Source organism: Flectobacillus sp. BAB-3569 (genome assembly GCF_002270355.1).
GTDB classification, from domain to species: Bacteria; Bacteroidota; Bacteroidia; order Cytophagales; family Spirosomataceae; genus Flectobacillus; species Flectobacillus roseus.
The window spans coordinates 150,384-163,734 of sequence record NZ_NJFZ01000017.1 but is presented as its reverse complement, the minus strand read 5'-3'; the positions used below and the strand labels follow the sequence as shown (position 1 = coordinate 163,734).

Below are 13,351 nucleotides of genomic sequence, written 5' to 3'. Positions count from 1 at the left end.
TGAAGTTTAGGGTATAATTTGAAATTGAGGATTTAGTATGCTGTCGAGATGGAAACCTCTTTCCATTGTTCAACTTGTTTTGTCATAAAGTCAATTTTTTGCTGAACCATATCATAGGCATCCTTTCCCAACAACAAGTGAACAGGGGGATTTTGTTCATTACTAACTTTAATCAAAGCTGAAGCAGCTTTATCTGGGTCATTGGGCTGATTACCCGCAATCGCATTGAGATGTACATGTTCAGATTCGCGAGCCTCTTTGTACGCTTGGATGGCATTTTGAGGGATTCTAAGAGAACCTTTTGATAAAAAATCAGTGCGGAAATAGCCAGGGTATACCAGTGTAACCTTTACGCCAAACTCTTTGACTTCCTCAGCCAACGCCTCTGTAAAACCAGCCATTGCAAATTTGGTTGAACAATACACACCCCATCCTGCAAAGCCACCAACATATCCTCCGACTGAAGCTATATTGAAGATATGTCCCGATTGTTGAGCACGCAAATACGGCATAGCGTGTCTAATCACATTGAGAACCCCAAAGACATTTACATCAAAATTTTGTCGAGCCTCTTCATCTGTCAATTCTTCGATGGTACCTAATTGACCATATCCCGCATTATTAACGATGACATCGATTTTGCCAAAATGTGCAATACTCTTTTCAATTGCCAATTTTACGTCTAAACTATCAGTCAGATTCACCTCAAGCGGAAGAAGTTGTTCTAAGCCAAAGCTCAATTCGGCATTAAGGGCTGGTATACTTCTAGTAGTTGCCACTACCTTATATCCAGCCTGTAATAACTGTTTTACTAAAGCAAGCCCCAAACCCTTTGAAGCTCCTGTTACAAACCATACTTTTTCTGTGTTCATTGTTTTATTTATTTTGTTGATGCAAAATTGCTCAATGAACCCCTCAAAAAAGTATCCCAATCCACCTATGATGTAGCTGAATCGTGTGTGGAGGAATTTTAATGTTGAAAAAGGGTTATTTTTTTGAAAAATTAGGTAACCTAATTCACAACTCACCATTACCCAAACTGATAGTGCATAGCCGTCACCCCCGTATATGAAGGGGTAGCGCTTACTAAGGTTAGTTTTTGACGATTTTCAAGCAAATCAAAAATACGCATACCCTTACCGATTAGTATGGGATTGACTAATAAATACATTTCATCGATATGCCCGCCAGCTAGGAGAGATGATACGAAACTTGCACCACCATACACCAATATATCTTTTCCTGCCTGATTTTTGAGTTGCGAAATTTCATTTGCCAAGTCACCGCTTGCGAGAGTAGTATTGCTTCCAAAGGGAGCAACGAGCGTTTTACTAAAAATGACTTTTGGCGTATTCACCATTTTTTGCGCAAACTCAAATTTGGAATTTTCCTTTGCAAAATTCTCAAAATGGGGAATAAATGCCTCAGCCATTTTTCTACCAATCAATATTGTATCTGAGCTATCTGCCAAATCGTTGATGAGTTGCCAATGTTTATCATCGCCTCTGATAACCCAGTCTTCCTCACCGTTTGGACCAGCTACAAAGCCATCAACAGAAATTTGCATTTGTAATTTTAATTTTCTCATAGTTTTTTGTTTTAAAATTACATAGCTGATGACTGATAAACCAAGTTGATTGCGTCGATTTTAACTGGTAAATACGACAAAATGATGATTGGATTAATCCACAAGTTCTTCACAAGAAAATCCATTTTCTTGCATGAGTTGTATGACTTGATTGGTGACTTCAAATGAGCTTTCGATACGCAGAACTTTATCGCAATCTTCCAAATCAAAGCTCGAATATGAGACTTGCAATTGTTCTTCAAATTGCTTACGAAGGCGTCTTGTTTGCCAGCGATTTGAAATATTGGTTTTAAAAACAAATACCATGATTAATGCTTTTGTTTATGGTCAATTTTCTCTAAATCTATTCATGACTCTTTGAGGTGTTTGAAAATTTTATGGTCAATATAGAATGTGCCGAAAGGGATAAAACAAGCTACAATAATTTTCCAAGTCGTTGTTCTGAATTTCCAGTTTTGTTCAATCGCCAAACTCATCGTATTGAGTACAAATACCAGAAAGATAGCCCCATGAATCGGACCTAAGAATTTCGAGAGAGTTGGGTTATGAAAAAAATGTTTCATAGGAATTGCTACGAAAATGAGCACCAATAGCGATAATCCCTCTAAGAAACCGATGATGCGTATACGTCCAAGTTTTGTTTTGAATAATGTAAACATTTGAAATCAAAATAAAAGGGTTCTACCTGAAATAAGGTCTGTGTGAAAATGGTGAAAAAGGCCAAGGTATGGCCATGAAAATAAGTAGGAGTGATACGGAAAACCAAACAAGCATAGTCCTGAATTTTTCGGAGTCAGTAGTTTGTCGCTTTGATTTGGCAGAGCCAATTGTGATAAGGACTATCGCCACGAGCATCAAAGTGCTGTGAATAAGGCTAAAGAAAGTCATTTCGAGTCGAGAAAAGGCTTCCTTGAAATGTTGCATGAAATACTTCACTATTGGACTATGGAAATAGAGTGTCATACCAATCATCAATTGAATATGGGCAATAGTCGCAGTCCAATGCCGTATGGTATTATCCATTTTTGAGAAAATCGCTTTCGTGACATACCCCCGATATGCCCGATATATAGCTAGAATTAGGCTCGCCAAGACGAACCACCGCATGAGGTTGTGATAGGAAATAAGAATTTGATACATCGCTTGATTTGTTTGATGTAACAAAGGTATTCAAAAAACATACTAATTAGTATGTTTTTGAATAAAAAATTATCGGAGCGCGTTGAGGTATCTCTTAAGTTCCTTTAAATAAGGGAGATAAATAGATTTGCTATTTTCTAATTTACCGAAATTTCGGATGCCCCAATACCCTGACATCACAAAAAAAGTAACACTTGATGCAACTATTTCTTGTCTGATTACGCCATTTAACTTTCCTTTTTCTATGGCTGCGACCATTTGTACATTCCACAGTTGCGTAATTTCTTGTAACGCTCCACTAAAATCAACGTGCCATGGTGTCATTTCTTGGGTCAAGTTTGCGGCTGGACAACCGTATTCTACCTTTAAAAAATCGTTTTCTAAAAGTAGATGGTGTATCAAATTATATATCGCTTCGAGTGGGTCTTCGGTTTGCTCAAAAGCTAACATAAAGCCGCTTGTCAACTGGGGCTTCACCAGTTCATTAATAATAGCAAGTCCCATTTCATCTTTGGTTTTGAAGTGGTAATAAAAAGCGCCTTTGGTCACTTTGGTGGTAGCAATGATATCGTCGATGCTGGTGGTTTGATAACCTTTTGCATAAATTAATTCAAATGCTTTTTCTAAAATCATTAATCTCGTCGCCGCTGATTTCTTCATAGTTTGTAAAATCAAATTATTGATTTTGACATTCGGTCATTGAGCTTATGAAAAATAATAACCCAATGACCGAATGCCCAACCCAATAGCTATCTATATTTTTTTGAGAATACCCTTTTCAACACTTTCATTAATCAGGTTTTCTGCATAATTCCAAATGACTTCTGAACCGTCTTTAATAACCTTTTTCTTGTTGTACACTTTGTCGTAATCTACCCCAAACTCTGCCCAAGTACCACCATTATTAGAGGTATTTTGCAATAACGGTTCCAATCTGTCCATACTTTTAGCAAACTTAGCTTCTTTGGTTTCGCCAGCTTCAAACTCTTCCCAAATCTCAATTAATTCTTCAGCTTGTGCTTTCGGTAGCAAACCAAAAATTCGATTTGCAGCCAGCCTTTCCTCATCGGTATTGGTATGATTTTTTTGCGTATCGTAAATAAAAGTATCGCCAGCGTCAATTTCCACAATATCATGAATCAAAAGCATTTTTACGACTTTCAAAACATCAATATTCTCATTAGAATGTTCAGCTAGTACTACCGCCATTATAGCTAAGTGCCAGCTATGTTCGGCATCGTTTTCGTTTCTATCGCTATTAAAAAGCTTTGTCTTTCTTTGGATATACTTAACCTTATCTATTTCCTTAATAAAGGCAATTTGCTTGAGTAAATTATCAGAAATCATCTTGATCTAGTTTAATGTTGTATACAAAGGTAAGCATTCAATGTGTAGAATGATGATTTGGATATTGGCTAATTGACTTTTCGCGGTTTTTGAAAGCTCGTTCGTACAATCAAGAATATTCAAGCGAATAATATTATTGTAATTTTCAGGGAAATATTGCCATAATAAAAGTAAAATATTATAAATTCGTCTAATGTCTCAACTTGTGACATTAGAAATATATTACTCAACTATTTTACTATCCATTATGAAAAATATTTACCTTATTTCCAAGGTGCTATTCGTGTTGTTTGTTTTAGCATCCCAAATCCATTTGTACGCTCAGGCTCCCAAAAAACACTATCCAATCATCGACGTACATGTACATGCGTTCAAGGCTAGTCCCAATACCGCAGACCTTTGTCCATGGTTTTTGAAAAATATGCCTGGTGCAGATCCTCACAATCATGGAGAGAATCCCTCTATTTTTAATTTGGATTGTCCAGATCCTTTAAAAGCTGCTAAAACAGATAAGGAAATGCAGGAAACTTTATTGGCCACTGCCGAGCGACTCAATGTGACCATGATTGTGAGTGGCGATGCGGGGGTGATCCATAATTGGCATAAAGCCGCACCCAATCGTATCATTCCATCATTGGGAATAAGTAGTAATAAAGACATGACCGTCAAAGCTTTTGAAGACTCGCTAACGGCAGGATTTTATAAAGTGATGGGAGAAGTGGCTCCACAATATCAAGGTATGTCGCCAAGTGATGTAAGTTTAGACGAATATTTTGCAGTTGCTGAGCGCTTGGGCGTGCCTGTGGGTATTCACATGGGTACGGGCGGCAACGGCAATATCAATATCAGTAATCCGAAATACCGAGCATCTTTGGGTCGTCCATTTTTGCTGGAAGATATGTTGGCTAAACATCCAAAATTAAAAATTTGGGTAATGCACGCAGGCTATCCAATGGCCGACGAAATGATTGCTTTAATGGGTGCAAATGCCTACGTATATGTCGATTTGGCAGGCTTTATTTGGAGTTATCCATTAGAAGAAATCCATGCTTATCTGAAAAGACTGGTACAAGCGGGTTTTGGGAAAAGAATTTTGTACGGAACAGACCTTATGATTTGGCCAAAATTGTTGGAAACATCTATTCAAGTAATTGAAAGTGCCAACTATTTGTCGGAAGACCAAAAGCGTGATATTTTCTTTAATAATGCCGTGAGATTTTTCAATTTAGATGCTAGTAAGTTTAAGTAAAGTGCACGACTTAGGAATTAATATTGAATTGTAAGTGGTGAATTGTGAATGTAAAGTGTTGATATTAAAAAAATACATTCACATTTCACCACACGAAATTCTACCTTAGCACATATCTTTCAGAAGAATTGAGTAATAATTATCATTTTAACCTTTCATGTGTGTTAACACATTTTTGTTAAAGGATAAATTACCAAATTCTTGAATCAATGCAAAAATCTATTGTTTTTATAATTAGCTTCTTTTTGTTTTCTTTCAATACACCACTGTTTGCACAATTTAGTGCCAAATGGGGCGATCAAGGAAATGGCACTTTTCACAATCCTGTATTACCGTCTGATTTTAGTGATTTAGATGCTATTCGTGTAGGAGACGACTTTTATGCCATATCTTCTACCTTACAAGTTTCGCCCGGAATGGCAGTTTTGCATTCCAAAGATTTAGTAAACTGGGAAGTAATCAGTCATGTAGTGAATGATCTTACCAGAATCAATCAAGAATTGAATTGGAATAAAATGAATAGTTATGGCAAAGGAGTTTGGGCAGGTTCGATTCGATACTACAAGGGGAAATATTGGGTCTATTTTGGAACACCTGAAGATGGATTCTTTATGAGTTCGGCCAAAAATCCTGCAGGTCCTTGGGAGCCATTGCATCAAGTATGGAAGGTTCAGGGTTGGGATGATTGTTGTACTTTTTTGGACGATGATGGACAATTGTATTTTATCGCCACAAATTTTGAGGAGGACAAAATCAATCATAAAAAATATAATATCCATTTGTTTAAGATGACGCCTGATGGGAAAAGCTTAATCATGGAATCAGATAAAATTATACATCAATCGCAAGGAAGTGAGGCCAATAAGCTCTATAAAATTAATGGAATGTATTATCATTATTTTAGTGAGGTAAACAAGGAAGGACGCGTGATAATGATGGAGCGAGCCAAAAGTCTTTCAGGACCTTGGCAAATAAAGCAACTCAACCATGTAAACAAAAAACTTGACAAAGAACCCAATCAGGGAGGTTTGATTCAATTGAAAAATGGACTATGGTGGTTTTTTACACACCATGGTACAGGCGATTGGGAGGGAAGAGCTGCAAGTTTATTGCCTATTACATGGATTGATGGCTGGCCAATAATGGGGAAAGTTGGCAATGACACGATTGGGACAATGCTGTGGTCAGCACCAAAACCAATTATTCGGAAAGAGCACAAATTAGCCAACCAAATCTATGACTCTTTTTCTGGAACTACTTTGTCTCCTGATTGGGAATGGAACTATCAGCCAAGAGCATCCAAATGGTCATTGAAAGAAAGAAAAGGGTATTTACGTCTCCATGCTTTTCAACCAATTAATCCTAAAGATACCACAGATATTTTAATGAGAGCAGGCAATACCATTACCCAACGCAGTTTGAGAACCCAAAAATGTGAGGTGGTGGTCAAGCTCGATATCTCTCATATGAAAAATGGGCAACAAGCAGGATTAACACATTTTTCAACAACTTCAATCGCTAATATCGGAATAAAGCAATTAGGTGACACTAGAAGTTTAGTATTTACTTATAAAAATATAGAGACCGTTGGACCGAAAATTTCTCACAAAGTCATTTGGCTAAAATCAACATGGAACTATGAAGGAATTAATCAGTATGAGTACAGTTTGAACGGGAAAGACTATATTTCATTCGGAGGGCAAAGTCAAATGACATGGGGAAGTTATCGTGGCGACAGGATAGGCATCTATAACTATAATCTTCATCAGGAGGAGGGATATATTGATGTGGATTTTATGAGATATTTGTTTGTGAGGTAAGGAGCGCTGATGAGTTTAGAGTTGTGTCTTTGACTATAATAGATAGCACTGAAAAAGTAACTCTTGCGGTTGAAGCAATCAATGTATCAATTGCAAGGGTTGAGACTATACCCAAAATATTAATAAGTAAGAGGTATATTTAATAAATTAGAGTCTTAGCGAGTTATCTCAAAGCTTCTGTTCCGAAAAACCTTAAAATAGCGTTTCTGTTGACCGTATGTGCCAGTGGTCTTATTTATTGTATTCAAAAAGACCACAAAACTGAAGCTGCTATCACCATTGCTATTCAGCCTTTTATGGATATTCCCCAAGAGGATATTCAGTATGTTGAGAAAAAGGTAAAAGTTTTTTACCCAAATGTAGTTGTTCGCCCTAAAATAGACCTTCCCAAGCATACATTCTACAAGTCGAGAAATCGCTACAGAGCTGACTCAATTTTAGTATTTCTCAATCAATCCAAAGCTCGTGATGTTGTTTTTATTGGCCTGACAAGTAAGGATATTAGCGCCACAAAAGGCACAAACAAGGATTTTGGAGTCTTGGGACTTGGATATTGTCCAGGAAAAGCCTGTGTCGCCTCAACTTTTCGATTAGAGAAAAACGCAAGGCAAGAACAACTATTTAAGGTTGCCATTCACGAGCTTGGGCATACACAAGGATTGCCCCATTGCAAACAAAAATATTGTTTTATGAGAGATGCAGAAGGCAAAAATCCTACGAATGAAGAAAAGGAATTTTGTAAAGATTGTAAAAAGCATTTAAGAGGAAAAGGGTGGAAACTGTGATTGAAAGGGATTATCGAGATGAAATAAGATATCAGTAACTGCAATTAGCTCTCAATATAAAAATAAGCAGAATACGAGAATAATTAATCTATATGCGGTTATACATTACGCGATGAAATACCCTAAATAATCATTTAGATTAAAATTTTCGAAAAAAATGGCTAAGGATAGTATGTTCGACAAAAGAAGCTAAAAACAAAAAAAGCGAGTCAAACGACTCGCTTTTGGTGGTCTCGTAGGGATTCGAACCCCAAACCTTCTCATCCGTAGTGAGATGCTCTATCCAGTTGAGCTACGAAACCGTTTCCGAGTTGACAGCGTTGCTGTGTTTCGGGACTGCAAAATTAGAAGAATGTTTTTAAAATCCCAAATCAAACAAGTATTTTTTACGATTTTTTTTCAAATAAATCATAAGTCACTAATCTTCAAGGAAGTAAAATTTGTTATTTAGCAATCATTTTAACAACCGCATTACCAGTTTGTCCCATATATGAAACATTTCCTTGAATGTCGAAGTTTGTATCATTCAATTGTATTAACGTAAATTCACCTGAAAGAGCAAGTCCACCTTGAATGGTTACGTTCGTCAACACGACTTTACTTTGGTCTGAATTAAATGCCCACGTTCCGCCTGTTATTGCAGTTCCATTATTGTCCGTACCTGTTACTGTACCGTTGCTATTTAGGTTGAATGTTACTTTCGACAAATCATACAAGTTTTGTGTATTACCTTTTTGGTACAACATAATGATACCGTTTACTGTAAGATTGTCGATAATCCAAGTTTTGGCAGAAATGTATTCTGTTTTAGTCTTAGTTGGAGTTGGGTTGTCATTACTTTTACAAGACGAAAACAGTGTCGTTAGCACTGCAAAGCAAATAAGTAGATTTTTCATGAGAGCAGGGATTTTTGTGAATGATGTATTAAAGAAAACACGCCTGCTTTTGCAGGCGTGTCGAGGGATATTAATAAATAGTTTCTTTTTGAGCTTTAACTTTCTCGTCAGCGATATAATCGTCAAAAGTCATCAACTTATCCAAGAATCCTTTTGGACCAATTTCTAACATACGAGTAGCTACCGTTTGAGTTAATTGGTGGTCATGACAAGTAAACAGCATGGTTCCTGTAAAATCAACTAATCCATTGTTTAACGCAGTAATTGATTCTAGGTCAAGGTGGTTGGTTGGCTCATCAAACAATAGAACGTTGGCTTCCGATAACATCATGCGACTAAACATACAACGCTGTTTCTCACCTCCTGATAATACTGTACATTTTTTCAAAGCCTCATCGCCAGAAAACAACATACGACCCAAGAAACCACGGATGAAGCTTTCGTCTTTTTCTGTTGAATACTGTCTTAACCAGTCAACCAAATTTAAACTTGCATCTGCAAAGTATTTAGCATTATCGTTTGGTAAATAGGCCTGAGTGGTAGTTACACCCCATTTAAACTCACCACCATCTGCCTGACGTTCGCCGGTGAGAATATCCAAAAGTGCTGTAATTGCCAATGAATCACGAGAAAGCAGCGACATTTTATCACCTTTATTTAACGTGAAAGAAAGATCTTTGAACAAATATGTTCCGTCTTCAGACTTCGCCGAAAGATTTTCTACAGTCAATAATTGGTCTCCTGCTTCACGCTCTGGTTTGAAGTTGATAAATGGATAACGACGAGATGACGGTTTTATGTCATCAACTTTCAATTTATCCAACATTTTTTGACGAGCAGTCGCCTGCTTAGACTTAGCCACGTTGGCAGAGAAACGACGAATAAACTCTTCTAATTCTTTACGTTTTTCATCATTTTTCTTACTTTGGTCAGCACGTTGACGAGCAGCCAATTGCGAAGATTCGTACCAGAAAGTATAAGTACCACCGTACAGTTGAATCTTTCCGTAGTCAAGGTCAGCAATATGAGTACACACATTGTCCAAGAAGTGACGGTCGTGAGATACTACGATTACGGTATTTTTAAAGTTTTGCAAGAAGTTTTCCAACCACATGATTGATTCAATATCCAAGTTGTTGGTAGGTTCATCAAGCAAAAGGATGTCTGGCGCACCAAAAAGTGCCTGAGCCAAAAGTACCTTTACCTTATCCGAACCACTCAAGTCTTTCAACAAAACGTAGTGTAAATCTTCCTTAATACCCAATCCTCCTAGCAACATTCCTGCGTCAGATTCAGCTTCCCAGCCATTCATCTCAGCAAACTCTGCTTCCAAGTCAGCCGCACGATTACCATCCTCTTCAGTGAAATCTTCCTTTAGATAGATTGCATCTTTCTCAAGCATGATATCATATAGGCGTTTGTTTCCCATCATCACTGTTTGAAGCGCAGTTACCTCTTCATATTCGAAGTGATTTTGCTTCAAAATGGACATACGCTCTCCTGGATTCATGGAAACAGACCCTGTTTGTGAGTCTAATTCACCAGAGAGAATTTTCAAGAAAGTTGACTTACCAGCACCGTTGGCTCCAATTAAGCCATAACAGTTGCCTTCAGTGAATTTAATATTAACATCTTCAAAAAGTACCCGTTTGCCAAAACGGAGTGATACATTCGATACGGTAAGCATTCCTTAGTATATGAGAATTATAAAATGAGTTAAAAGTCAAAAGAATGGGCATTTTTTGCCTCTATTATCTTAACAAAGTGCAAAATTACAAAATGATTCTGACAACTCAGATTTTAAAGATGGGAGATTTGGAAATGTAGTGATTTTGATTCGAAAATTGATTAAAAAGCGAAAGAAGTAGTTGGAATCAAGAGAACAAAAGAGTTGTAGATAAAATTTACCAGTTATGACAGAGAATTTGACGGAAATAAAATCGAATTTTACTAAAATTCGATTTTATTTCCCCTTAAAGAACAACTTTTTTTGTGTTTTTTTTGCAATCGTAAGTGAATCTTTACAGTTCAATTAAGCTCCTGAAAAATAAATAATTACTGTATATGTTACGAAGCTAAAAAGCCTATATTAGCCGAAAAAATGATGTTTTTGTGCAAAATTTTAGATTTTTTTTCCTGAAATGTTTGTGATTTTAAAAACAATCGTCTAATTTTGCATCACAGAAACACAGAGACACTGTAACAAATACAACGGTTTCGTAGCTCAACTGGATAGAGCATCTCACTACGGATGAGAAGGTTTGGGGTTCGAATCCCTACGAGACCACAACCCAGATTTTTAAGGCATTGCAAGCGAGCTACTTAGCTCGCTTTTTTGTTTTATATCAGATTTTCCGCAATCCTCTGAAATACCTCAAAAAGCCACTCTACTTGCAACCAAGGCACTTTTTTAATTTTACTAACAATTTTACTAACACTTTTATTTTTCGTGGCTTTAGAATACTTTTTGGTTTGTATCAAACTTTTATAATTTCTTCACATATAATAGTTTTTACAAATGTCAAAAAATCTGCAACACCACCTAGAAATGTTAGTTACACCCCTATCAACATGATGTCCTTCTATTATTGGTTTCGTGAAGGTAAAACCAAAGACCTTGGTACTATCTATTGCGAAATTCGAGTTGATGGTGAAAAGTCCGTTCCAATTTCTACTAAAATCAAATTAAACCGCAAACAATGGAATCCCAAAGAACAGTGTTTTCAAGGCAAAGAGGCTGCCAAAAATCAAAAGCTCATGGACAACCATGAACTACGTTTTTCCCAAATCTTCAATCAAATCGGTTTTGAAAAACCCAATGAACCAATCCGACCAGTCGAAATCTTAGAAAGGCACAGAGTCGCCAACGGATTAGTACGAAAAGGGAAACGAGTACCATCCTTCATTGATGTATTCAAAGAGTTTATCAAAGACCAGTATTTGTTGGTCAAAGCCGAAAAGCTCAAGAAACAATCTGTAGTAAGTCGAGAGTCCAAATTTCAGACCATTCGAATCTATCTGGTACAAAAGCAACTGGAGCAAATAGCTATTGATGAAATAGACCATGTTTTCATGGAGGACTTTAAATTCTACCTCAAAATTTCGAAGTATCAAGAAAGCACCATCGAAAAGTATTTGTTCCTTATTAAAGGGATTGTAAAGTATGCCGTATCTAAAGGATACACTCAAGACCGAAAAATTGAAAGCTATAAGGTTGAGAAAGCAAAAGAAAAGGATCCTGTATCACTCACACAGGAAGAGATGGACAAAGTAGATGCCTTGGATTTGTCTGATAAGCATAGAAAGACCTTTGATATTTATCGTTTTTGTGCCGAAACGTCATTGAGCTTTATTGACTACAATACGCTCACAGAAGATGATATCGTCATTGACTCGGATGAAACCGTCTGGATAAAGTTAGGAAGGGACAAAACGGATACTAGACAGCGAGTGCCTCTAAATGAAAAAGCCATGAGTATATTCAAACGTTACGGCTCAGATATTTACCTACTCCCAAAGCTGTCAAATACTAAACTTAATAAATACATTAAGGAAATCGCCAAAAAGGCAAAGATAAATAAGTATCTAACCTTTCATACCTCCCGTAAGAGTTTTGTTGACCATAGTATCAATGAGCTTGATATACCAGAAAGTACGATTCAAGCAATGGTAGGCTGGAAAGATAGCAGACAGCTATCAAGGTATGCCAGAGTGAAGGATTCAACTATTAAGAAGCAGTTTTTGAAGTAGGATTAATACTAGACAGGAATGATAAACAGACTTCCATTCCTGTTTAATATTTAATAATTATATAAGTTGTTCATTATTCAAAAAGGATATAATTTCTCTAACATCAGTTACATTTAATCTATCAATTAATGAATACTTATTTCCAAATCCGTTTAAAGATGTACCTGTTACTATTCCACTTCCTCTGTTATTTGAAATCCAAAATCTATCATGAAAATTATCTGAAGTTCTATGTATTATTTCCAGATTGTTGTTTAGTTCGTTTAAGGAGCTAGTAATAGAATGTAGTAAGTTTTCATCAATGTGTCGTTGAATGGATGTTGTAATAATTATAATCTTACTGATATTTTGTATATAATCTACCAAGAGTTCCTTGAAAAGCTGTGTGTATTCACGCTCATGGTTATTATTTCCTCTACGAGGCGACAAAAAATAAGGGTCTATAATTATCAATTCCCTATCAATTCCAAGCCTATTAAGATATTTTTTAAAAAAGTTCAAGATTTGATTTTGAGGTGCATTTATCGGAACAAGAGCTTCATCTAAGGTTTCTTGATTTATTAAATTTGATATACCTCTTTCTACTACTAAATCAGTTAAATTCTCTCGATAGGCGTGAATAAGATGGCTAAAACTGTTAGCCATTTGCACATTGAAGTTATTAAAATTAACATCTTCATGATTGCTAATTTTAACAAACACATTATCATGAATCGCTTGGTCATTCTTAGGACTCAAAATAAGAAAAGTCTCACTCATTGAAATGATTATTTAGG

The 13,351-nt window shown here is 36.4% G+C and carries 14 protein-coding genes and 2 tRNA genes; 5 read left to right on the top strand and 11 right to left on the bottom strand.

Annotated elements, in window-relative coordinates; genetic code table 11:
• Nucleotides 1–32 precede the first annotated feature (32 nt).
• From BWI92_RS16750 to BWI92_RS16720, 7 genes are all read right to left on the bottom strand, one after another.
• The gene (locus BWI92_RS16750; protein WP_095164553.1) at nucleotides 33–872 is read right to left on the bottom strand and encodes an oxidoreductase; all 840 of its coding nucleotides are present in this window, start codon (nucleotides 870–872) and stop codon (nucleotides 33–35) included.
• 158 nt (nucleotides 873–1,030) lie between these two features.
• On the bottom strand, nucleotides 1,031–1,588 hold the full coding sequence (locus tag BWI92_RS16745; protein WP_095164551.1) for a dihydrofolate reductase family protein: 558 nt from the start codon (nucleotides 1,586–1,588) through the stop codon (nucleotides 1,031–1,033).
• Between the two features lie 93 nt (nucleotides 1,589–1,681).
• Nucleotides 1,682–1,894 carry a hypothetical protein gene (locus tag BWI92_RS16740; protein WP_095164549.1) on the bottom strand — a complete coding sequence of 71 codons (213 nt, stop codon included), beginning with the start codon at nucleotides 1,892–1,894 and terminating at the stop codon, nucleotides 1,682–1,684.
• 41 nt (nucleotides 1,895–1,935) lie between these two features.
• The gene (locus BWI92_RS16735) at nucleotides 1,936–2,247 is read right to left on the bottom strand and encodes a DUF3817 domain-containing protein (RefSeq protein ID WP_095164547.1); all 312 of its coding nucleotides are present in this window, start codon (nucleotides 2,245–2,247) and stop codon (nucleotides 1,936–1,938) included.
• Nucleotides 2,248–2,269: 22 nt separating this feature from the next.
• Nucleotides 2,270–2,611 (bottom strand): hypothetical protein, encoded by a 342-nt coding sequence (locus BWI92_RS16730; RefSeq protein ID WP_229363221.1) that lies wholly within the window; start codon nucleotides 2,609–2,611, stop codon nucleotides 2,270–2,272.
• A gap of 186 nt (nucleotides 2,612–2,797) precedes the next feature.
• Complete coding sequence (locus BWI92_RS16725; protein WP_095164542.1) at nucleotides 2,798–3,388, bottom strand: TetR/AcrR family transcriptional regulator; 591 nt, start codon at nucleotides 3,386–3,388, stop codon at nucleotides 2,798–2,800.
• Between the two features lie 93 nt (nucleotides 3,389–3,481).
• Nucleotides 3,482–4,075 carry an HD family hydrolase gene (locus BWI92_RS16720; protein ID WP_095164540.1) on the bottom strand — a complete coding sequence of 198 codons (594 nt, stop codon included), beginning with the start codon at nucleotides 4,073–4,075 and terminating at the stop codon, nucleotides 3,482–3,484.
• A gap of 247 nt (nucleotides 4,076–4,322) precedes the next feature.
• On the opposite strand from BWI92_RS16720, the gene BWI92_RS16715 reads away from it, so the two are divergent.
• The 3 genes from BWI92_RS16715 (at nucleotide 4,323) to BWI92_RS16705 (ending at nucleotide 7,929) form a co-directional block, all read left to right on the top strand.
• The gene (locus BWI92_RS16715) at nucleotides 4,323–5,324 is read left to right on the top strand and encodes an amidohydrolase family protein (protein WP_095164538.1); all 1,002 of its coding nucleotides are present in this window, start codon (nucleotides 4,323–4,325) and stop codon (nucleotides 5,322–5,324) included.
• Between the two features lie 209 nt (nucleotides 5,325–5,533).
• Nucleotides 5,534–7,144 (top strand): glycoside hydrolase 43 family protein, encoded by a 1,611-nt coding sequence (locus tag BWI92_RS16710; protein WP_095164535.1) that lies wholly within the window; start codon nucleotides 5,534–5,536, stop codon nucleotides 7,142–7,144.
• A gap of 209 nt (nucleotides 7,145–7,353) precedes the next feature.
• Nucleotides 7,354–7,929 carry a matrixin family metalloprotease gene (locus BWI92_RS16705; protein ID WP_095164533.1) on the top strand — a complete coding sequence of 192 codons (576 nt, stop codon included), beginning with the start codon at nucleotides 7,354–7,356 and terminating at the stop codon, nucleotides 7,927–7,929.
• A 225-nt stretch (nucleotides 7,930–8,154) separates the two neighbouring features.
• Here the strand turns inward: BWI92_RS16705 and BWI92_RS16700 are convergent.
• The 3 genes from BWI92_RS16700 to BWI92_RS16690 form a co-directional block, all read right to left on the bottom strand.
• Nucleotides 8,155–8,231, bottom strand: a tRNA-Arg gene (locus BWI92_RS16700).
• Nucleotides 8,232–8,372: 141 nt separating this feature from the next.
• Complete coding sequence (locus BWI92_RS16695; RefSeq protein WP_095164531.1) at nucleotides 8,373–8,825, bottom strand: hypothetical protein; 453 nt, start codon at nucleotides 8,823–8,825, stop codon at nucleotides 8,373–8,375.
• Between the two features lie 70 nt (nucleotides 8,826–8,895).
• A complete protein-coding gene (locus BWI92_RS16690) occupies nucleotides 8,896–10,512 on the bottom strand; it encodes an ABC-F family ATP-binding cassette domain-containing protein (RefSeq protein WP_095164529.1) in 1,617 nt (538 codons plus the stop codon).
• Between the two features lie 526 nt (nucleotides 10,513–11,038).
• On the opposite strand from BWI92_RS16690, the gene BWI92_RS16685 reads away from it, so the two are divergent.
• Nucleotides 11,039–11,112 (top strand) — tRNA-Arg (locus BWI92_RS16685).
• Between the two features lie 284 nt (nucleotides 11,113–11,396).
• Nucleotides 11,397–12,575 (top strand): tyrosine-type recombinase/integrase, encoded by a 1,179-nt coding sequence (locus BWI92_RS16680; RefSeq protein WP_141234818.1) that lies wholly within the window; start codon nucleotides 11,397–11,399, stop codon nucleotides 12,573–12,575.
• Nucleotides 12,576–12,632: 57 nt separating this feature from the next.
• Here the strand turns inward: BWI92_RS16680 and BWI92_RS16675 are convergent, their stop codons facing one another.
• On the bottom strand, nucleotides 12,633–13,334 hold the full coding sequence (locus BWI92_RS16675; protein ID WP_095164525.1) for a hypothetical protein: 702 nt from the start codon (nucleotides 13,332–13,334) through the stop codon (nucleotides 12,633–12,635).
• Between the last annotated feature and the right edge of the window lie 17 nt (nucleotides 13,335–13,351).

Bases quoted from the DNA above. Each gene is read 5' to 3' on its own strand.
- BWI92_RS16710 (WP_095164535.1), top strand. From the start codon at position 5,534: ATGCAAAAATCTATTGTTTTTATAATTAGCTTCTTTTTGTTTTCTTTC.
- BWI92_RS16730 (WP_229363221.1), bottom strand. From the start codon at position 2,611: ATGGATAATACCATACGGCATTGGACTGCGACTATTGCCCATATTCAA.
- BWI92_RS16745 (WP_095164551.1), bottom strand. From the start codon at position 1,588: ATGAGAAAATTAAAATTACAAATGCAAATTTCTGTTGATGGCTTTGTA.
- BWI92_RS16675 (WP_095164525.1), bottom strand. From the start codon at position 13,334: ATGAGTGAGACTTTTCTTATTTTGAGTCCTAAGAATGACCAAGCGATT.
- BWI92_RS16720 (WP_095164540.1), bottom strand. From the start codon at position 4,075: ATGATTTCTGATAATTTACTCAAGCAAATTGCCTTTATTAAGGAAATA.
- BWI92_RS16735 (WP_095164547.1), bottom strand. From the start codon at position 2,247: ATGTTTACATTATTCAAAACAAAACTTGGACGTATACGCATCATCGGT.
- BWI92_RS16725 (WP_095164542.1), bottom strand. From the start codon at position 3,388: ATGAAGAAATCAGCGGCGACGAGATTAATGATTTTAGAAAAAGCATTT.
- BWI92_RS16695 (WP_095164531.1), bottom strand. From the start codon at position 8,825: ATGAAAAATCTACTTATTTGCTTTGCAGTGCTAACGACACTGTTTTCG.
- BWI92_RS16740 (WP_095164549.1), bottom strand. From the start codon at position 1,894: ATGGTATTTGTTTTTAAAACCAATATTTCAAATCGCTGGCAAACAAGA.
- BWI92_RS16750 (WP_095164553.1), bottom strand. From the start codon at position 872: ATGAACACAGAAAAAGTATGGTTTGTAACAGGAGCTTCAAAGGGTTTG.
- BWI92_RS16680 (WP_141234818.1), top strand. From the start codon at position 11,397: ATGATGTCCTTCTATTATTGGTTTCGTGAAGGTAAAACCAAAGACCTT.
- BWI92_RS16715 (WP_095164538.1), top strand. From the start codon at position 4,323: ATGAAAAATATTTACCTTATTTCCAAGGTGCTATTCGTGTTGTTTGTT.
- BWI92_RS16690 (WP_095164529.1), bottom strand. From the start codon at position 10,512: ATGCTTACCGTATCGAATGTATCACTCCGTTTTGGCAAACGGGTACTT.